The organism is Vagococcus fluvialis bH819 (assembly GCF_900163795.1).
GTDB lineage: Bacteria > Bacillota > Bacilli > Lactobacillales > Vagococcaceae > Vagococcus > Vagococcus fluvialis_A.
The window spans coordinates 401,298-422,313 of record NZ_FWFD01000008.1 but is presented as its reverse complement, the minus strand read 5'-3'; the positions used below and the strand labels follow the sequence as shown (position 1 = coordinate 422,313).

Genomic DNA, 21,016 nt, shown 5'->3' with positions numbered 1-21,016 from the left:
TTTAATTAAGGGAACGTCTTATTATCAATGTTTATCTGTATGACTAAAAAATGAGGTGTGAAATAATGAAAGAGCTATACCCTACGGATTTTAAATTATTAGATTTTGAAAAATGTAAAGAATGGTTACCTTTTTATGAATCAAATAAGCAAGCTGTTCTTAATATGAGTGAAAAAATTGTGAAATTAGATGAAAATGACAATTTTTATGGTTGGTATAAGAAAAATAAGCTTCTTTTTATAATCTCAACTCACTTTTTAGATGATAGTATGCTTGTAGATAACATAATTATGATGTCTGAAGATGGAAGTGTCACTGACTATGAATTAGGAATCCTGACAATTGCCAAAAGAAAATTTGTCAAAAAGATTATATTTAAACTTCCTCAACAACATGAAAGTTTGGATTTAAAATTACAATCAAAAAATTTTGTTTATGAATCAGGAGTGGGCTATGTTTGCTATCTGTCTTATCGAACGGGGCTAGTTTTAGGTGGTGGCGGAGCTAAAGGCTCATATCAAATAGGTGTCTGGAATGCACTTAAAGCATGCGATATTCAATTTGAATTGATTAGTGGAACATCTGTTGGTGCGTTGAATGGTGGTCTGATTTTACAAGATAATTTAGAACTAGCTGAAAAAATGTGGCAAGGAATTACAACACAACAAATATTATTAGTGCCAGAAGAAGAGAATAGTAGGCAAATGAGCTATTCAATCAATCAATTAATAGTCAATTTTCAAAAATTAACTAAAACAGCTATTCAAGCAAAAGGTGTCAGTACAGAACCTTTAAATCAATTGATTCAGGATTTAATGTCACCACAAGATATTTTTAATAGTGAAAAAGATTTTTTTATTGTGACAACTTCTACGCCTAATATGGAAGAAAAAATTGTTTCTTTAAAAGAGATGACAGAGAAAACTTTTTCTAGATGGTTACTGGCTTCTTCTTCTTTTTTTCCAGCAATGGCAGCTTGTTTAATAGACGATGTTTATTATGTAGATGGTGGTTATAGAAATAATGTGCCTAAGGATGTCTTGATCAATCAAGGGGCAACAGAATTGATTGTAGTTGATGTAAAAGGTCCAGGAATAACTAAAGCCACGAAGGTTCCTAGTGAGATCGTAGAGGTAGAGATTTCAAGTCAATGGGGATTAGGTAATGTTTTGCTGTTTGATGGTAATCGCTCATCTTGGAATATGCGTCTAGGTTACTTGGAAGCCATGAAAACTTTAGGTAAATATCAAGGGATTGAGTATACTTATATCAAGGATGATTTTAAGAAAAAGAGTTTAAAAATGAGTCGGAAATTTCTTATTTTTTTAAGAGAAAGTGAATTTTTTGAACTATGGTTTCACAAAAAAACAAAAATCCGTGAATGGGAATGGCTTCAAAATAATAAAATACAACCAGAATTTTTAAGTATAACTTTAATGGAATCCTTGGCAAAAAAACTAGAAATAGATCCTGCTAAGCTGTATAGTTTAGAAGAGCTGTCTTATTTAATACTAAAGAATTTGAATAAGCGAGAAAAAGGATATAATAGGGACAATAATGATGAGATGATGTATTCAGTAAGAGAATGGTTGAGTAAGCTGGTTAAGCAAAATTCCCCCGTATCAGATGTTCAAAGAGTTTATTATTATTATAACTTTTTCAAAAATAACAACGTAAAGAAAGATCGAGAGGCATATTATTTATTAATGGATGTTTCTTGGATGAGTGGTTTAGAAGGATTATTTTTAATATTTTTAGAAAGTGAGTTGGCGTAAATGGCACAAGAATTTTCATATGATATTGTTGAAGAAATTATCGTTTTATCGGAAAATCCTAAGGGGTGGCGTAAAGAACTAAATTTAGTGAGTTGGAACGGGCGTCCTCCTAAGTTTGATTTAAGAGACTGGGCACCAGATCATGAAAAAATGGGTAAAGGAGTAACTTTATCTAATGAGGAATTTGAACTGTTAAGAAAAAAATTGAAAGAGATGTAGGTGAAGTAATGAAAAGTATGACTGGATTTGGTAAAAGTAATTGTACAAAAGAAAATTATCAGATAGTAATCGAAATAAAGTCAGTGAACCATCGTTATTTAGATACCCAAATTAGAATGCCAAGAGAATTTAACTCTTTAGAAATGAAAATGAAAAAAATTGTTAAAGAACATTTAGTAAGAGGGCGAGTTGATTGCTTTGTAACAGTTAAAAAAGAAGCAGATGCTTACCAAACAATGGCGATTAAATGGGGCTTGTTAGATCAAGTGATGAATGATTTAAATGAAGCTAAAAAAGAGCGTTATAAAGATCAGAAATTTTCGACAACTAAAATCATGACGGGTGCTATTATGCATCCTGCGTTGTTTGAAGTTGTAGATAAAGAAGAAAGTGATGAAGCGTTAGAAGCTGATGTACTAGCGACTTTTGAAGAAGCAGTTAAGAAATTAAATATTAGCAGAACAGAAGAAGGTTCAGGGATTCAGACTTACTTTGAAACGTATCAAAAAGATATTACGAAGACTATTGATAAAATCAAAGAGCAATCAGAGTTGATTGAAAAAGAACATCAAGAAAAATTAACGAAGAAATTGAAAGAGTTAATTGGTGAATCAGTTGATGAAACTAGAATTTTAACTGAGGTTGCGTTGTTAATTGAGCGTGGTGATATTAATGAAGAATTAGATCGTTTAGCAGTTCACGTGAGCAAGTTAGCTAAATTGTTAGAACAAGAAAGTGAGATAGGTAAAGAAATGGATTTTCTAATCCAAGAAATGAATCGTGAAGTCAATACAATCGGTTCTAAATCAACAACAGTTACAATTAAAGAGCATGTTGTTTTCTTGAAGACTGTGATTGAAAAAGTGAGAGAACAAGTTCAAAATATCGAATAAATTCATATTTATCTTATTTTTAATTAAATCAAACTTGCAAATTTTCTTTTCAGAGTGCATTATAGTAAATAAAACTAAAAAGTATGTGAAAGGAAGACATCATGTCAGAACGAGGATTATTAATAGTATTATCTGGTCCATCCGGTGTAGGTAAAGGCACAGTAAGAAAAGCGATATTTGACAGTGAAGGCAATGAATTTGAATACTCTATCTCAATGACGACACGTCAAATGAGAACTGGAGAAAAAGAAGGCCTAGATTACTTCTTTAGATCGAGAGAAGAATTTGAAAAATTGATTAAAACTGGTAAAATGTTAGAGTACGCAGAGTACGTAGGGAATTATTACGGTACACCGCTCGATTACGTGAACCAAACATTAGATGAAGGTAAAGATGTCTTTTTAGAAATTGAAGTTCAAGGTGCCATGAAAGTGAAAGAACAAGTACCGGATGGTGTCTTTATCTTTTTAACACCACCTGATTTTGATGAATTAAAATCAAGAATCGTTAATCGTGGAACAGATGATATGGCTGTGATTGATGAAAGAATGAAAGTAGCTCGCGCAGAAGTTGAAATGATGCGTCATTACGATTATGCAGTAGTCAATGATAAAGTAGACATGGCTGTTGATCGGATAAAAAAAATAATCGAAAGCGAACATTTTCGTGTTGAACATGTAATTGGACGCTATGAAAAAATGTTAAGGGAGTTTTAAATTATGTTAAATCCATCAATTGATAAATTATTAGAACAAGTAGATTCAAAATATTCATTAGTTATCCTTTCGAGTAAACGTGCTCATGAGCTTGATGAAGGCGCACAACCAATGATCGAAGAAAGCAAATTTGTTTCTTACAAAAATGTAGGTCGTGGTCTAGAAGAAATTGCTAGCGGAGATGTTGTCATTGATCCTAATCCAGAGTTAAAAAGAGAATTAATTAAGCGTCAAGAAGAAGAAAAAAAAGCGATGAAACGTCGTGAACATCAAGAATTAGAAGCGCGTGTTCAAATGGATCGTAAGATGTAGAAATCAAAAGAGGTTGACTTTAGGGTCAATCTTTTTTGTTTTTACTGGCTATTATTTAGGCTCAGATATTCAGTCGTTTGTAATAAAGTAATGTTTGAATGAGCTTAGTTTCGAAAATATTAGGAGGTCTTGAGATGTTTGAAAAATTAAAAATAGAAGCTTCAAAAGTTATAAATCCTAGAGAATATTCTAAATTTGCTGAAGGTGGTCAAGTTGCTGCTGCTTTGGAAACTATTTCTGGGAATATTTATACAGGTATTTGTATCGATACGGCTTGTTCTATGGGATTTTGTGCTGAACACGCTGCGGCTGCAGATATGTTAAAACATGGAGAAACACAAGTTGTCAGGATGGTAGCTATAGATAGGGAAGGAAAGTACTTGTCCCCTTGTGGCCGTTGTCGAGAGTTTTTATCTCAGTTAGATGATAAAAATACTGATATGGAAATTTTATTAGCTGACGGTGAAGTTTATACCTTGAAAGAATTACTGCCTTTTGATTGGAAAAACTAATGAAATAATGTTACAAAGGTTTAAAAAATGTATTTCTTTTATTGGTTTAGGGTAAAAATATGAGATTATTTCTTTATAGAATAGAAACAGACAAAAGCTTGGATTTTTAGTACAATAAAGCAGATAGGAAAGGGTGAGAGAAAAATGAAATGGATAGCAGATATTATTGTAGATGTCCCCGCTATGCAGACAGATCAACCTTTCAGTTATGAAATTCCAACTCATTTAATAGAAGTTGTAGAGATAGGGATGCGTGTTGAAGTACCTTTTGGTAATGGTAACAGACATATTCAAGGGTTTATTGTTTCTCTAAGAGAGAGTGATGAAATAACAGAGTTAAAGCCAATTCTTAGTGTTCTAGATTTACATCCAGTTCTTACTCATGAACTACTCGCTTTAGCAGATGAAATGAAGGAAACAACGTATTCGTTTAAAATAACCTGTCTTCAAACGATGCTACCAAGTGTGATGAAGTCTTCTTATACAAAATATGTTACCCAAACAGGTCATGTTTTACCTAAAGCAATAGAGGAAGAACTTTTTTTAGGTTTAGGTGAAGTTGAATGGGAAGTTGCTAAAGACTCACCTCATTTTTCTGATTTACTTCGACTTAAAAAAATGGGTCACGTTGATATTCGTTATGAAGTGACAACTAAAAATAAAGTTAAAACAAAACGTGTTCTTAAAAAAGCGCTAACGAATGAATTATTAGAAAAAGAGCGGGAAAATTTAAGGAAAAATGCTATCCAAAAATGGCGCCTATTGACTTTCTTACTTGAAATAGATGAAGAAGAGCATGGAATTAAAGAAGTCATGGAAGTTCATGATATTTCTAACAGTGCGATTAACGATGGGAAGAATCTAGGATGGTTAACAATAGAGGAACGAGAAGTTTACCGTGATCCTTATGCCTTACACCAATTTAAAAAAGATACACCTTTAATACTAAATGATGAACAACAAGTGGCATTAGATACAATGAAAGAATCGATGGATGCTTCGAAACCAGATGTCTTTTTATTAGAAGGTGTCACAGGTAGTGGGAAGACAGAAGTTTATTTACAAGCGATTGCTTTATGTTTGGATAAAGGACAAACAGCAATTATGTTAGTACCAGAAATTTCTTTAACACCACAAACGGTCACTAGATTTAAACAACGTTTTGGCGATGATGTGGCGGTTCTTCATAGCGGATTATCTCAAGGTGAAAAATACGATGAATGGCGTAAAATTGAACGAGGAGAAGCGAGTGTTGTAGTAGGTGCTCGCTCTGCTATTTTTGCTCCTTTAGAAAATATAGGTTTAATTGTTATTGATGAAGAGCATGAGGGAAGCTATAAACAAGATGAAACACCAAGATATCACGCAAAAGACCTAGCAATCTGGCGTGGTAAGTACCATAGTTGTCCAGTGTTGTTGGGTAGCGCTACCCCTTCTTTAGAAGCCAGAGCACGCGCTCAGAAATCAGTGTATAAGTTATTAATTTTAAAAGAGCGAGCCGTTTCTAAAGCCACATTACCAGTTATTAACATTGTGGATATGAAGTTAGAAATGAAAAATGCATTATCCACAAGTTTTTCTGGTTCGCTGCTAGAAAAATTAAAAGAGCGTTTGGAACGAAAAGAGCAATCAGTTTTAATGTTAAATAGGCGTGGTTACTCATCATTTGTGATGTGCCGAGATTGTGGTTATGTATTACCTTGTCCAAACTGTGATATTTCTTTAACGCTACATATGGATACCAAACAAATGAAATGTCATTATTGTGGGCATGAAGAGCGGATTCCCTATCGTTGTCCAATTTGTGATGGGGATAAAATAAGGTATTACGGGACGGGGACCCAAAAAATAGAAGAAGAATTAAAAGAATTGTTACCGGAATCTCGAGTGATTCGTATGGATGTGGATACTACTCGGAAAAAAGGGTCTCACGAAAAACTATTAAAGCAATTTGGAGCTGGAGAAGCAGATATTTTGCTTGGGACTCAAATGATAGCTAAAGGGTTAGATTTCCCTAACGTTACTTTAGTGGGTGTTCTAAATGCAGACACAGCCCTTAATTTACCAGATTTTAGAGCCAGTGAAAAAACTTTCCAGTTATTAACACAAGTTAGTGGTCGTGCTGGTCGTGGGGATAAATCTGGCGAAGTTATTATTCAAACCTTTAATCCGGATCATTATGCAATCCAATTAGCTAAAAATCAACACTATGAACCTTTCTATCAACACGAGTTAAAATTACGTCATCGTGGTAATTATCCTCCTTTTTACTTTACGACACAATTAGTTGTTAGTCATGAGGAAGAACATTTAGCAGCCAAAAAAATGTATGAAGTGGTTAATTTTCTAAAGAATTTTTTATCACCTAACGCGATTCTTTTAGGTCCAACGCCTAAATCAGTTGCTAGAATGAATAAACGTTATTACTATCAAACAGTAATTAAATATAAAGATGAGCCAGAATTATCCAAAGGCTTAAAAGTTATTTTAGAGGAATCTCAAAAAGAAATGAGAAATGGCTTGCGAATAACAATTGATATGGAACCACAACATTTTATTTAAGAGAGGATTTAAAATATGCGAAAAATAGTACTACATCCGAATAAGATATTAACAACACCAACTAAAAAAGTACCTTATATTGATGATGAGGTGATAGAACTTCTAGATGATATGTACCAAGTCATTAAAGCCAAAGATGCTATCGGATTAGCTGCTAATCAAATTGGTGTTTCAAAAAGTGTGATTGTGATTGAATTAGATGAAGAATCAGGTTTGTTTGAAATGATTAATCCAGAAATTGTAGCTAAAAAAGGAACTTCAATTGATGTGGAAGGTTGCTTAAGTTTTCCAGATATCTACGGAACGGTGGAGAGATCTGAAGAAGTGACGATGCGTTATGTAGATCGTGAGGGTTATGAGATGGAAGTGGACGCGACAGGTTATTTGGCACGTGCTTTCCAACATGAGATGGAGCATTTAAGAGGAGAGTTATTTACGGATAACATCATTGACTTCATCAAACCAGAGAATTTAGATAAATATATGGAGGAGCATGGCTATGACTAAAATAATATTTATGGGAACACCAGGTTTTTCAGTGCCAATTTTAGAAGGTCTTGTGGCAGAAGGTTATGATGTCATCCGTGTGGTTACACAACCAGATCGTCCAGTAGGTCGAAAAAAGTTATTAACACCACCGCCAGTAAAGGAAGCAGCAGTTAAATTAAATATACCTGTTTTGCAACCTGAAAAAATTAGTGGCTCAGATGAAATGGCAGAAATTATTGCTTTGGCTCCTGATTTAATCGTGACAGCTGCTTTTGGTCAATTTTTACCAGAAAAATTATTAAAAGCACCTAAACATGGGGCGATTAATGTACATGCCTCTCTTTTACCTAAATATCGTGGGGGAGCGCCAGTTCACTATTCGATTATTAATGGTGATTCTGAAACAGGTGTGACGATTATGAATATGGTTAAAAAAATGGATGCCGGTGACAAACTATTCCAAAAAGCGATTCCCATTGAAAGAACCGATGATGTGGGCAGTATGTTTGATAAATTAAGTTTATTAGGAAAAGAGATGTTACTAGAAATGTTGCCAGAATTTTTAACTGGGAATATCGAAGCGACACCTCAAGATGAGTCACAAGTGACTTATTCACCTAACATTACGCGTGAAGAAGAACAAATTGATTGGAATAAGACGAGTCAATTGATTGATTGCCAAGTTCGAGGGATGCGTCCATGGCCAGTGGCTTACGGTATGTATGAAGGCTCACGTATGAAATTATGGGATGTGACACCACTTGAAGAAGTGACAGATGAAAAGCCAGGGACAATCATTCAATTAAACAAAAAGAACTTTTGGGTGGCTTGTGGTGGGAATACAGTATTACAAGTTAATGAATTACAGCCAGCTGGTAAAGGTAAACTAAAAGCCGTGGAATATTTAAATGGTGTAGGAAGATCAATGGAAGTAGGAATGAAATTTGAATAAAAATAGAAAATTACCAAGAAAAGTGTATGAATCACCAAGACTAGCAGCCCTTGAGTTGCTTGTTCAAGTATCAGAAGAAGATGCGTATTCAAATCTTTTAGTAAAAGAATACATAACAAAACACCGTTTATCTGAAAAAGATGGTCGCTTGATGACAGAGATTGTTTACGGAACAATTAGTCGAAAATTAACTTTAGAGTATGGTTTAACTAATTTTGTGGAAGATACGTCTAAAATAGATAATTGGGTTAAACAACTTTTATTAATGTCTTTATATCAAATGGAATATTTAGATAAAGTACCAGAATATAGTGTGATTAGTGAAGCGGTAGAAATTGCTAAAGCTAAAAGCAACCCCGGTATTGGACGTTACGTTAATGGCGTTTTAAGAAGTGCGCAGCGTGAAGGGTTAAGACCGACTGAAGAAATAAAAAATAAAGTTAAACGTCTATCAACAGAAATTAGCATTCCTAAGTGGTTAACCAAACGTTTAGTTGATACGATTGGTTTTGAAGAGACAGAAAAATTAGGTCATTCACTCTTAAACCCAAGTAAAGCGAGTGCTAGAGTGGCTACACATTTAATTAGCCGTGAAGAAGCGATTGCTCGTCTAGAAGAGGAAGGGATTAACGCAGAGGAAAGTATGGTTTCTCCTGTTGGGATCATTGCTAAAAAAGGTTTCTTGGCGGGAAGCTCTTTATTTAAAGAAGGCTTAATCACTGTCCAAGATGAAAGTTCGATGTTAGTAGCTCCGAGCATGAAAATTCAAGAAGACTCAAAAATATTAGACGCTTGCGCAGCTCCTGGTGGTAAAACAGTCCACATGGCAACGTATTTAGATGAAGCTAAGGGTGGCAAAATTACGGCTTTAGATATCTATGAGCATAAAATTAAATTAATCGAAGAAAATGCAGAGCGTCTAGGTGTTTCAGAAGTAATTGAAACGAAGGTTTTGGATGCTAGAGAAGTAGCGTCGGTATTTCCAGATAACAGTTTTGACCGGATTCTAATTGATGCTCCCTGTTCAGGTCTAGGTTTATTACGTCGAAAACCAGACATTAAATACAGTAAAAAAATAGAAGATATTCTTGAATTACAAGAGGTTCAATTAGCTATTTTAGAAAGTGTTGTCACAAAGGTGGCACAATACGGTATAATAACTTATAGTACTTGTACAATTGCCCCAGAAGAAAATCAAGAGGTAATTAACAAGTTTTTAGCAAATCATCCTAATTTTGAAAAAATTGATATTGAGGGTGCGGAAAATATACCGATGAGTTATCATGATCAAATGGTACAAGTTTACCCTCACCATTATCAAACTGATGGATTTTTTATTTGTTGCTTAAAAAGAAAGCAATAGTTGACCGATTGAAGGAGTGAAATCATGCATATTGAATTCCAGACGAATGTAGGACGCAAAAGAAAAAGTAATCAGGATACAGTGGGAGTTTATGAAAATAAATCAGGGATTGTTTTAGGTATAGTGGCAGATGGTATGGGCGGACATCAAGCAGGAGACACGGCAAGTTATTTAGCGGTAACAGGTATTGGTGAGTTATGGCAAGAAACTAATTTGTACAAACAAAATGACGTGGCTAGATGGATTGTTTCAGCGATTCAAAAAGAAAATGAAATTATTTATGCAGAAGGAAATAATAACCCAGACAAATACGGTATGGGGACTACTGTTGTGGTTGTCGCTGTATTAGGTGAGAATATCTTATTAGGTCATGTTGGTGATAGCCGTGCGTATATTGTTAGAAATAATGGGATTAAGCAGCTAACAGATGATCACTCATTAGTGAATGAACTTGTTAAAACGGGAGAAATCACACCAGATATGGCTGCCAAACATCCTAAAAAGAATGTTTTAGTAAGATCTGTGGGAGTTCCAGGAGATGTGGAAGTAGATTTATCAGTAGTCGCTATTTCTGAAGATGATCATATTTTGCTATGTTCAGATGGTTTGAGTAATATGTTATCTGATACGTATATTAAAAATATTGTCTCGCAGCCTAACTCTTTAAAAAATCGTGTAGAGCAATTAATCAACGAAGCAAATGAGGCTGGCGGTACAGATAATATTACAGCACTATTAATTGATTTCAAAACTCCAAGTAAGGAGGTCCACGATAAATGATAGCAATGGGTACGAAGATAGGGGAACGCTATGAGACTGTTAGCAATATTGGTAGCGGAGGAATGGCAAATGTTTATTTAGCAAAAGATTTGATTTTGAATCGTGAAGTAGCGGTTAAAGTATTGCGTTTTGATTTCCAAAATGATCAAGATTCTCTGAGAAGGTTTCAAAGAGAGGCACTTGCTGCAACTGAGATGGTTCATCCAAACATTGTAAGTGTTTATGATGTTGGTGAAGAAAGTGGTATGCAGTATATTGTTATGGAATATGTTAAGGGAACTGATTTAAAGCAATATATAAAAAATCATCCGAATATACCATTAGAGACAGTCGTGGATATTATGGGGCAAGTGCTATCGGCTATTTCTTTAGCGCACCAGCATCGAATTATTCACCGAGATTTAAAACCACAAAATATTTTAGTGGATGAAGACGGTACAGTAAAAATTACCGATTTCGGAATTGCGATTGCTTTATCTGAAACATCAATCACGCAGACTAACACATTACTTGGTTCAGTGCATTATTTATCACCTGAGCAAGCACGTGGTGGAATGGCGACGCGACAATCAGATATCTATGCTTTAGGAATAATCTTGTATGAGTTACTAACCGGTGGTGTGCCTTTTGAAGGCGAGTCTGCCGTATCGATTGCTTTGAAGCATTTCCAAAAAGAGATGCCTTCAGTCAGAGAAAGTAATCTTAGTATTCCACAACCGTTAGAGAATGTGGTTCTTAAAGCAACTGCTAAAGAGATGACTGATCGTTATAAAACGGTAGATGAGATGTATGCAGATATTAGAACATCCTTAAGTCCTGATAGAGCAGGGGAATCAGTTTTTGAACCTTCTGCTATGACGGACGAAACTATTATGCTAGAGCCTATAGACGATAGTTATGTACCAAGTGCTGCAGCTAAACCAATGCCTAAATTAAATCCTAATTTAGATGACGATGATGACGATGAATTAGATGAAGTTAAGAAAAAATCTAAACGTGGTTTGAAAATCTTTTTAGCCATTTTAGCAGTAGCTATTTTATTAGGCGGTGGACTATTTGTTTTAGGTCGTAAAGGTGGAGATGTGACTGTTCCAGATGTTACCGGTAAGACAGAAGCAGAAGCTATAGCGATACTTGAAAAAGAACAAATAGCCATTAAAAAAACTGAAAAAATTAATGATGATAAAATTGAAAAAGGATATATTGTGAAAACAGACCCACCGATTGGAACCTCTGTTAAGAAGAAATCAGGCTCCATTACCTTGTATGTTAGCTCTGGTCAATCAGATATTTCTATGAAAGATTATACCCATGAGGATGTAACAGATGCGAAAGATGATCTTTTAAGCAAAGGATTCAAAGAAGAGAATATCACAGTTAAGAAAGAAAAATCTGCCTCGGTTAAGACGGATGCAGTGATTAAACAAACGCCTAAATCAGGGCGTAAAGTAGATCCAGAAGAAACAAAAGTAACGTTGATCGTTAGTGAAGGTGCCGAGACATTTGCCTTAGAAGAAATGTATAACTATAGTAAAAGTCGTGCTTTGAGTTATTTAGAGAGTTCAGGTTTAGTTTATTCTGACGGTGGATCTCAATACGATGACAATGTTCCGCAAGGGAATGTCATTTATGCGTATCCAAGAGTTGGTGATCGTAGTCAAGTGAAAAAAGGTGATGAAATCGTTGTTGTTTTCTCCGCAGGTAAAGAGCCGACGCAGCCGTCAACAACGCAACCATCTACGACTTCTTCTAGTTCTTCTTCCTCTCATTCAAGTTCAAAAGAAGAACCAACAACAGAAACAACAGATGTGAGTGAAGACTCTCCAGATAAGAATGATAGTCCTGATAACGAACAAAAAGAGAAATAAAGTAAGGAGGTTGACATTTTGAGTCAGCCTCTTTTTTTGCAGTTATTTATGTTACAATGATTTATAGAAATAAACCGTTATTTTGACAAGGAGGAAAGTATGCCGAAAGGACAAATAAGAAAAGCGTTAAGTGGGTTTTATTATATATTTCATGAAGGAAAAACGTATCAAACACGAGGCCGTGGGAATTTTCGTAATCGAAATATCACGCCTTTAGTAGGCGATTGGGTGGAGTTTGAAAGTAGCAATTTAACAGATGGCTATGTTTTAGATGTTTTTGAACGTGAAAATGAATTGGTTAGACCGGCAGTTGCTAATGTGGATCTAGGGGTAGTTGTCACAAGTTGTGTCAAACCTAATTTTTCTTTTAATTTATTAGATCGATTTTTAGTGACCTTAGAATCTAAAAATATTCAACCCATTATTTATATTACTAAGTTAGATTTAGCAACGGAAGAAATTAAAGCGGAAATGGCTAACGTGAAAAAATACTATGAATCAGTAGGTTATCCTGTTCTTTATTCAGAGTCAGGAAATATGGATAATTTAACCACTTTTTTCAAAGATAAGTTAACCGTTTTTATGGGTCAATCAGGAGCTGGAAAGTCAACGTTGTTAAATAAGATAGCCCCAAGTCTTGATTTAGAAGTTGGTGACATATCAGAAGCTTTGGGACGTGGTCGTCATACAACTAGACATGTTGAGTTGATTGAACTTAATGGTGGTTTGGTGGCAGATACACCTGGGTTTAGTTCGATTGAATTTTTAGAAATGGAATTAGAAGATTTACCTAAATATTTCCCTGAATTTTTAGAGGCTTCTGAATTTTGTAAGTTTAGAGAATGCATGCATCATAAAGAACCGAAATGTGAAGTGAAGCATCGCTTGGAAGAGGGTGTCATTTTACAATCAAGATACGATAATTATCTACAGTTTTATGAGGAAATTAAAACTAGAAAACCAAAATATAATAAAAAAGAAAAGTGAGGCAATAATAATGGTTAAAATAGCACCTTCAATTTTAAGCGCAGATTTTGCAAATTTAGAAAGAGATATTCGTTTAGTGGATGAAAAGGGCGTAGATTATATTCACGTAGATGTGATGGATGGTCAATTTGTACCTAATATAACTTTAGGAGCGAATATTGTTTCTGCGATTCGGCCTGTTACTAAGTTACCATTAGATGTACATTTAATGGTAGTAGAACCTGAACGTTTTATCGAAGACTTTGCTAATGCAGGAGCAGATATTATTACGGTTCATGCTGAAAGCACTGTTCATATTCATCGTGCGATGCAGATGATTAAAGCAACAGGGAAAAAAGCAGGTGTTGTGATTAATCCAGGAACGCCAGTCTCAGTGATTGAGCCTGTTTTAGCTTTAGCGGATTTAGTTTTAATTATGACTGTTAATCCTGGTTTTGGTGGGCAAGCATTTATTCCAGAATGTTTAGAAAAAGTGAAACAATTAGATGTAATTAGAAAAGAAAAAGACTATGCATTTGAAATTGAAATTGATGGTGGCGTAGATGATAAAACGGCTAAATCATGTGTAGATGCAGGTGCTGATGTATTAGTGGCTGGATCTTACGTCTATAATTCTCCTGATGTAGGTGAAAGAATTGCTAAGTTACGAGAAGTAACGAAGTAATGATTAAAGATGTTGTGATCATTGGCGGTGGAGATCCTAGTAGTTGGCCTGATTTGAGTTTCTATCATAAGGATACGACAAAGTGGATTGGCGTGGATAGAGGGACGTTATATGGTCTGGAAGTGGGATTCGCAATTGAAGCTGCTGTGGGTGATTTTGATTCTTTGTCAGAAGATGAGTGGTTATGGTTGAATAATCAGTTATCAGATATTGAGAGATGTCCTGCTGAAAAAGATGATACCGATATGCAGTTAGGCGTACTTAAGGCTATAGAAAGTTACCCAGAGGCTAGTTATACGTTAATAGGTGCAACAGGTGGGAGATTGGATCATTATCTATCTAATCTCTGGCTCCCTCTACAAGAACGGTTTATGCCATATTTTGAGCGGATTCAAATTTTAGATAATCAAAATCAAGTAACCTATTTTAAAGCGGGTTCACATGAAATTATAAAAGAAGCCGATAAGAAATATTTGGCGTATGTATGCCTAGTACCTGTGACAAAATTATCATTATATGATGCAAAATATACATTAGAGCAAGTTGATTTTGATTACCCTGTCTCTTTATCTAGTAATGAATTTGTAGGAGAAACGAGTCATTTCTCTTTTGAGAGTGGTCTAATGTGTGTGATTCAATCAAAGGATAAATAAAAAATGAGTTTAAGATGCTCCTTCTAAAGGATTCATCTTAAACTCATTTTTATCTGTAAACAAACAAAAAGACGCCCAATCATCTAAATGATATAAGTGTCTTTAAATAATTTTTTTATTAAACGCGTTCAACTTTACCAGATTTCAAAGCACGAGCAGAAACCCAAACTTTCTTTGGCTTACCGTCTACTAAGATACGAACTTTTTGTAAGTTTGCACCCCAAGTACGTTTAGATGCGTTCATTGCGTGAGAGCGGTTGTTTCCTGATCTTGCTTTACGCCCAGTTATATAACATTCTTTTGCCATGATATCCCTCCTTTGCTTTGTATATATCATTTGTACATTAATCACACTAGAATAATTTATCATATATTTGAAAGTTATGCAATATAAATTTTTCCTTATTTAGTGTCTTTTTTTTATATCCACTAGTCTGTGACTTTTTCTTTAACATTATTGCAGATTGTGATAAACTAAGGGGTGATAATGGGAAAATACTGACTATAGGGAGGTAGCAAAATGGCTGTAAAAATTAAAACACAGGCTGGAACCATTGAAATCTCAAATGATGTCATCGCTACTGTTGTCGGCGGCGCTGCAACAGATATCTATGGGATTATCGGCATGGCAAGTAAAAATCAAATTAAAGATAATTTAAATGATATTTTAGGTAAAGAAAATTACTCAAGAGGCGTGGTTGTTCGTCAAGAAGAAAATGGCGTTGCAGTTGATGTTTATATCATGGTAAGCTATGGTACAAAAATTTCTGAAGTAAGTCGTAATGTGCAAGAAAGTGTGAAATACAACCTTGAAACAATGCTAGGTGTTGTCGCAAATTCTGTGAACATTTTTATCCAAGGTGTTAGAGTGCAACCTGAATAAAATAATCGCACAATAGATGAATTATGTTTTTGAATGAAATGAGGAGGAACATTTTAGTGGAAGTGAAAGCAATCAACGGAGGGCAATTTCAAGCAATGGTTCAAGCAGGTGCGAATCGTTTGAATCAAAACGCAGAGTTTGTAAACTCTTTAAATGTTTTCCCTGTACCAGATGGTGATACAGGAACGAATATGGATTTATCGATGACAAGTGGCGCAAAAGCAGTCAGAGATTCGACAAGTGAACATGTTGGCGAATTAGCAGCGATTTTATCAAAAGGTTTATTAATGGGAGCTAGAGGGAATTCTGGGGTTATTTTATCACAAATTTTTCGTGGGTTTTCAAAACAAATTATTGATGAAGAAACGCTAAGTGCTCAAAATTTAGCAGATGCATTAAAAAATGGGGTTGAAACTGCCTATAAAGCGGTGATGAAACCTGTTGAGGGAACGATTTTAACAGTTTCTCGTGGGGCAGCAATTGCTGCTGAGAAAAAAGCAAAGAGTTCTGATGATTGTATCGAAGTGATGGAAGCTGCACTAAAAGGTGCTAAAAAAATGTTAGCTAAAACACCAGATATGTTACCTGTTTTAAAAGAGGTTGGTGTAGTGGATAGCGGTGGACAGGGACTTGTTTTTGTCTACGAAGGCTTTTTAGAGTCGTTGTCAGGTAAGATTGTTGAGAGTGACTTACATCAACCAACACCTGGTCAAATGGATGCCATGGTTAATGCTGAACATCACAGAAGTGTTTCTGGATCAGTTGCAACTGAAGACATCAAATTTGGTTATTGTACTGAAATTATGGTGCGAATCGGTGAAGGCCCAACAGTTGATAGTGAATTTGATTACGATACATTTAGAAACTACTTAAATGAACTAGGTGATAGTTTATTGGTAGTAGCTGATGATGAAATTATCAAAGTTCATGTTCATACAGAACAACCAGGTGAAGTCATGAACTACGGTCAAAAATTTGGTTCATTGATTAAAATCAAAGTAGATAATATGCGTGTTCAACATGAAACCATTTTAGAAACTGAAAGTACTGCAAAAGTTGAAAAACCTAAAGAACGTGTTCCTTACGGTATTATTTCTGTTGCTGCTGGAAAAGGTGTTCAAGAGCTATTCACGAGCATGGGGGCTAACTACATTATTAGTGGTGGGCAAACAATGAACCCGAGTACAGAAGATATCTTAAAAGCGATAGAGGCTGTTCATGCGGATAAAGTTATTATTTTACCAAATAATAAAAATATCTTTATGGCAGCAGATCAAGCGGCTGAAGTTAGTGAAGTTCCAGCAGTTGTGATTCCATCAAAAACAGTTTCTCAAGGGATGACAGCTTTATTAGGTTTCAACGAGCAAATGTCATTAGAAGATAACACATCTGCTATGAGAGATATGCTTGAAGAAGTCATTAGTGGTCAAGTGACAACAGCTGTTAGAGACACTTCAATTGATGGTGTTGAAATTACTAAAGATGATTATATTGGCATGATTGAAGGTAAGATTGTTGTTTCTAATCCAGATCGTTTAGATGCATCCATTGAAACGTTAAAAGGAATGCTTCAAGAAGATACAGAAATAGTAACGATTATTATTGGTGAAGATGGCGTGAAGGCAGAAGCTGAGCGCATTGAAGCAACACTAATTTCAATGAATGAAGATTTAGAAGTTGAAATTCATCAAGGAGATCAACCAGTCTATCCTTATCTTTTTGCTGCAGAGTAAAATAAATAAGACAAAAAAATAAAAGAGGTTGAGTTTAATTGAGCTCACCTCTTTTTTATTATGAAGGAGGGAAGATTATGAGTCATCTAAAAAATTCAATAGAGACGCTGAAAGGTGTAGGTCCCAAACGGGCTGAAGTTTTACAGAGTTTAGGTATCCAAACGATCTACGATTTACTAACATATTATCCATTTCGCTATGATGACATTCAAGAAAAAATGTTAGATGAAATTCAAGATCAAGAGAAAGTGGTACTTAAAGGAACCGTATTAGCTGATCCTGTGGTAAGTTATTTTGGCTTCAAAAAAAGTCGTTTGGTATTTAGAATGATGCATGAACAAGCTGTTATTGGGGTTACTTTTTTTAATCAACCCTTCTTAAAGTCAAAAATAAATGCTTCGGAAGAAATTGCCATATACGGAAAATGGGATGGTAAAAGAAAATCTTTATCAGGTATGAAAATTTTAGCAACACAAGATGATGAAGAAGATTTTTCTCCTATTTACCATGTAAATAAAAAAATCAAACAAAAGACTTTGGTTGATCTGATCAGAAGTACATGGGAGATGCATGGTCATGAGATGGCTGAAAATCTACCACAATGGTTACTCGAAAAATATCGTTTAATGCCTAAAAAACAAGCAGCCTATGCGATGCATTTTCCGACTAATATTGAAGAAAATCGTTTAGCTAAAAGACGATTAGCTTTTGAAGAGTTTTTTTTATTTCAATTACAAATGATTCAACTTAAAAATCAAGAGACGTCCAAAGAGCAAGGTAACGCTATTTTATATGATGTAGATAAGTTAAAAGCATTTATCAAAACATTACCATTTGAATTAACCAAAGCTCAAAAAAGAGTAGTCAATGAAATATGTTCTGATTTAAGAAATGAAAAACATATGCACCGTTTGCTTCAAGGAGATGTTGGTAGTGGGAAAACAATTGTTGCGGCAATTTGTTTGTATGCGGTAGTAAGTGTAGGTTATCAAGGAGCACTAATGGTACCAACTGAAATTTTAGCAGAGCAACATATGGAGAGTTTGCTTGGGTTATTTGAGCCACTAGAAGTTAAAGTCGCATTATTAACAAGTTCGACTAAAATAGCAGAAAGACGTCGAATTTTAGCTGAACTAGCTACGGGTGAAATTAATATTATAGTGGGTACGCACTCCTTGATTCAAGAAGAAGTGAAATTCAGTCGACTGGGATTGGTTATTACAGATGAGCAGCATCGCTTTGGTGTGAATCAAAGAAAGCAACTTCGAGAAAAAGGGGATCGCCCAGATGTCTTGTTTATGACAGCAACTCCGATTCCAAGAACGTTAGCGATTACTGCTTATGGAGAAATGGATGTTTCGGTGATTGACGAGCTGCCGGCAGGGAGAATCCCGATTGAAACAAGGTGGATTTTGCCTAAGCAGATTGATTCTGTGTTAAGTTGGATGACAAAACAACTTAAAGCAGGACAGCAAGCTTATGTTATCTGTCCTTTAATAGAAGAATCAGAAATGTTAGATGTAAAAAATGCAACGGAAATTTATGAACACCTGAGTGAATTCTTTAGTCCAACGTACAAAGTTGGCTTACTCCATGGAAAAATGAAGTCTAAAGACAAAGAAGCTATTATGGAAGATTTTAAAGAAAATCAACTTCAAGTATTAGTTTCTACGACTGTTATTGAAGTAGGGGTGAACGTTCCAAATTCTACAATGATGATGATCATGGATGCGGATCGCTTTGGTTTGGCTCAACTTCATCAGTTAAGAGGTCGTGTTGGACGTGGAAGCATTGCATCGTATTGTATTTTAGTGGCTAATCCTAAGAGTGATCAAGGGAAAGAGCGGATGAAAATAATGACCGAAACGACAGATGGATTTGTTTTAAGTGAAAAAGATTTAGAAATGCGTGGGCCTGGGGATTTTTTCGGAGCTAAACAATCTGGATTACCTGAATTTAAAGTTGGAGATATTGTGGCGGATGTGATGATTTTAGAAACGGCTAGAGTTGAAGCAACAGAACTTTTATCCGATTCAAGTTGGATGAAGCGGACAGAAAATCACATGTTAATCAATAGCCTAAAAGAACGAGAAGAACAATCAGAGTTCTTAGATTAGTGAGATTATGGTAAAATATAAAAGATAAAGTAAGAGAAAAGAGGGAATCATGTGAGAATAGCAGTTGATGCTATGGGTGGTGACAATGCCCCACAGGCAATAGTAGAAGGGATTAATCTAGCTAAAAAGGATTTTCCAGAACTTGAATTTTTATTATATGGAAAAGAAGCGGAAATAAAAAAATATTTATCTGATGAAAAAAATGTCACAATTATCCATACAGATGAAAAAATAAATAGTGATGACGAACCAGTTAAATCAATTCGTAAAAAGAAACAGGCATCAATGGTTTTAGCGGCACAAGCAGTAAAAAATAAGGAAGCAGATGCGTTATTTTCAGCAGGGAACACAGGCGCGCTTCTTGCGTCAGGACTTTTGATTGTTGGTCGGATAAAAAATGTTGACCGTCCAGGTTTAATGACAACGATGCCAGTCTTTACTGGTGAGACGGGTGCGGGTTTTGACTTTATCGATATGGGAGCTAATGCGGATAATAAACCAGAGCATCTTTTAACATATGGTATTTTAGGTTCTTTTTATGCTAAAAAAGTTCGTAATATTAACAAACCAAAAGTTGGCTTATTAAATAATGGAACAGAGGCTACAAAAGGTAGCGAATTAACAAAAGCGGCTTACGAGCTACTAGAAAAAGAAGAAAGTATCGATTTTATTGGCAATGTTGAAGCGCGTGATTTATTTAGTGGAGTAGCCGATGTTGTTGTTACAGATGGATTTACTGGAAATGCTGTTTTGAAATCTGTTGAAGGAACAGCACTATCCTTAATGACTATTTTAAAATCATCAATAATGGATAGTGGACTCAAAGGGAAAATGGGTGCTCTAATGTTAAAAGATAGTCTAAAAGGAATGAAAAGCACTTTAGATTACTCTAGTCATGGTGGAGCAGTGCTATTTGGTGTGAAGGCGCCCGTCGTTAAAACACATGGTTCAACAGGTCCAGAGGCAGTTAGAAATACTATGGGACAGATAAAAACAATGCTTGAAACTAATTTAGTAGAAGAATTACAAGAATTCTTTAATAATAAAGAGGCATAAACGAGTGTTTATTACCAAAGATATAGACAAACCTATTCTTTACAAGTAAAATTAGGTTTAAGATCATAGTGAACGCAAGAAAGAGCGAACGGGGGTGTTGATCAATTGGAACGTCAAGAAGTCTTTGTAAAAATAAAAGAAATCGTGATAGAGCATTTTGAAATCGATGAAGATAAAGTAACTGAAGCGATTAGTATTAAAGATGATTTAGAAGCTGATTCAATTAGTATTATGGAATTTGTTTTAGAACTTGAAGATGTCTTTGAAGCTGAAATATCAGATGAAGATGCAGAAAAAATCGAAACGATTGGTGCAGCAGTAGATTATATTATGAGTAAGCAATAGGAAATGAGTGATAGGTGTATATACCTGTCACTTTTTTTTAATTTTTTGATATTTGTAGAAAATATGTTTTTTTAAAGGTAGTAAAAAAAATAAAAGGAGATAAAATGAGATATTAAAGTATAATTTATTAAAATATT

General features: G+C 35.0%; 21 protein-coding genes. 20 read left to right on the top strand and 1 reads right to left on the bottom strand.

Annotation, left to right across the window (positions count from 1 at the left end):
- Positions 1–65: 65 nt before the first annotated feature.
- The 15 genes from FM121_RS06120 to FM121_RS06050 all read left to right on the top strand — a co-directional run bounded on the left by FM121_RS06120 (position 66) and on the right by FM121_RS06050 (position 14,745).
- A complete protein-coding gene (locus tag FM121_RS06120; protein ID WP_179203802.1) occupies positions 66–1,775 on the top strand; it encodes a patatin-like phospholipase family protein in 1,710 nt (569 codons plus the stop codon).
- On the top strand, positions 1,776–1,994 hold the full coding sequence (locus tag FM121_RS06115; RefSeq protein ID WP_086951274.1) for a YdbC family protein: 219 nt from the start codon (positions 1,776–1,778) through the stop codon (positions 1,992–1,994).
- 8 nt (positions 1,995–2,002) lie between these two features.
- Entirely contained in the window at positions 2,003–2,887 is an 885-nt protein-coding gene (locus tag FM121_RS06110) for a YicC/YloC family endoribonuclease (protein ID WP_086951273.1), read from the top strand.
- A gap of 101 nt (positions 2,888–2,988) precedes the next feature.
- Positions 2,989–3,603, top strand: a complete 615-nt coding sequence (gmk, locus tag FM121_RS06105) for a guanylate kinase (RefSeq protein ID WP_086951272.1) — start codon at positions 2,989–2,991, stop codon at positions 3,601–3,603.
- Positions 3,604–3,915 carry a DNA-directed RNA polymerase subunit omega gene (gene rpoZ, locus FM121_RS06100; RefSeq protein WP_086951271.1) on the top strand — a complete coding sequence of 104 codons (312 nt, stop codon included), beginning with the start codon at positions 3,604–3,606 and terminating at the stop codon, positions 3,913–3,915.
- Between the two features lie 134 nt (positions 3,916–4,049).
- Positions 4,050–4,427 carry a cytidine deaminase family protein gene (locus FM121_RS06095; protein WP_086951270.1) on the top strand — a complete coding sequence of 126 codons (378 nt, stop codon included), beginning with the start codon at positions 4,050–4,052 and terminating at the stop codon, positions 4,425–4,427.
- A 144-nt stretch (positions 4,428–4,571) separates the two neighbouring features.
- Complete coding sequence (gene priA / locus FM121_RS06090) at positions 4,572–6,989, top strand: primosomal protein N' (protein ID WP_086951269.1); 2,418 nt, start codon at positions 4,572–4,574, stop codon at positions 6,987–6,989.
- Between the two features lie 15 nt (positions 6,990–7,004).
- Positions 7,005–7,496, top strand: a complete 492-nt coding sequence (gene def, locus FM121_RS06085) for a peptide deformylase (protein ID WP_086951268.1) — start codon at positions 7,005–7,007, stop codon at positions 7,494–7,496.
- Positions 7,489–8,430 (top strand): methionyl-tRNA formyltransferase, encoded by a 942-nt coding sequence (gene fmt, locus FM121_RS06080; protein WP_086951267.1) that lies wholly within the window; start codon positions 7,489–7,491, stop codon positions 8,428–8,430. Before def ends, fmt begins: the two co-directional genes overlap by 8 nt.
- Positions 8,423–9,793 (top strand): 16S rRNA (cytosine(967)-C(5))-methyltransferase RsmB, encoded by a 1,371-nt coding sequence (gene rsmB / locus FM121_RS06075; RefSeq protein ID WP_086951266.1) that lies wholly within the window; start codon positions 8,423–8,425, stop codon positions 9,791–9,793. The genes fmt and rsmB overlap by 8 nt, the downstream gene beginning before the upstream one ends.
- A gap of 24 nt (positions 9,794–9,817) precedes the next feature.
- Positions 9,818–10,573 (top strand): Stp1/IreP family PP2C-type Ser/Thr phosphatase, encoded by a 756-nt coding sequence (locus tag FM121_RS06070; RefSeq protein WP_086951265.1) that lies wholly within the window; start codon positions 9,818–9,820, stop codon positions 10,571–10,573.
- The gene (gene pknB, locus FM121_RS06065) at positions 10,570–12,441 is read left to right on the top strand and encodes a Stk1 family PASTA domain-containing Ser/Thr kinase (protein ID WP_086951264.1); all 1,872 of its coding nucleotides are present in this window, start codon (positions 10,570–10,572) and stop codon (positions 12,439–12,441) included. Before FM121_RS06070 ends, pknB begins: the two co-directional genes overlap by 4 nt.
- A gap of 99 nt (positions 12,442–12,540) precedes the next feature.
- Entirely contained in the window at positions 12,541–13,428 is an 888-nt protein-coding gene (gene rsgA, locus FM121_RS06060) for a ribosome small subunit-dependent GTPase A (RefSeq protein WP_086951263.1), read from the top strand.
- Positions 13,429–13,438: 10 nt separating this feature from the next.
- A complete protein-coding gene (rpe, locus tag FM121_RS06055; protein ID WP_179203801.1) occupies positions 13,439–14,092 on the top strand; it encodes a ribulose-phosphate 3-epimerase in 654 nt (217 codons plus the stop codon).
- Entirely contained in the window at positions 14,092–14,745 is a 654-nt protein-coding gene (locus FM121_RS06050) for a thiamine diphosphokinase (RefSeq protein WP_086951261.1), read from the top strand. The genes rpe and FM121_RS06050 overlap by 1 nt, the downstream gene beginning before the upstream one ends.
- Positions 14,746–14,863: 118 nt before the next feature.
- Here the strand turns inward: FM121_RS06050 and rpmB are convergent, their stop codons facing one another.
- Positions 14,864–15,052 (bottom strand): 50S ribosomal protein L28, encoded by a 189-nt coding sequence (rpmB, locus tag FM121_RS06045; RefSeq protein ID WP_086951260.1) that lies wholly within the window; start codon positions 15,050–15,052, stop codon positions 14,864–14,866.
- A gap of 213 nt (positions 15,053–15,265) precedes the next feature.
- On the opposite strand from rpmB, the gene FM121_RS06040 reads away from it, so the two are divergent.
- The 5 genes from FM121_RS06040 to acpP all read left to right on the top strand — a co-directional run bounded on the left by FM121_RS06040 (position 15,266) and on the right by acpP (position 20,879).
- Positions 15,266–15,628, top strand: a complete 363-nt coding sequence (locus FM121_RS06040) for an Asp23/Gls24 family envelope stress response protein (protein ID WP_086951259.1) — start codon at positions 15,266–15,268, stop codon at positions 15,626–15,628.
- Between the two features lie 95 nt (positions 15,629–15,723).
- Positions 15,724–17,361 (top strand): DAK2 domain-containing protein, encoded by a 1,638-nt coding sequence (locus tag FM121_RS06035; RefSeq protein ID WP_256958419.1) that lies wholly within the window; start codon positions 15,724–15,726, stop codon positions 17,359–17,361.
- Positions 17,362–17,438: 77 nt separating this feature from the next.
- Positions 17,439–19,478, top strand: coding sequence for an ATP-dependent DNA helicase RecG (recG, locus tag FM121_RS06030; RefSeq protein ID WP_086951258.1), 2,040 nt, complete (start codon positions 17,439–17,441; stop codon positions 19,476–19,478).
- 51 nt (positions 19,479–19,529) lie between these two features.
- The gene (gene plsX, locus FM121_RS06025) at positions 19,530–20,534 is read left to right on the top strand and encodes a phosphate acyltransferase PlsX (protein WP_086951257.1); all 1,005 of its coding nucleotides are present in this window, start codon (positions 19,530–19,532) and stop codon (positions 20,532–20,534) included.
- A gap of 105 nt (positions 20,535–20,639) precedes the next feature.
- A complete protein-coding gene (gene acpP, locus FM121_RS06020) occupies positions 20,640–20,879 on the top strand; it encodes an acyl carrier protein (RefSeq protein WP_086951256.1) in 240 nt (79 codons plus the stop codon).
- Positions 20,880–21,016 lie beyond the last annotated feature (137 nt).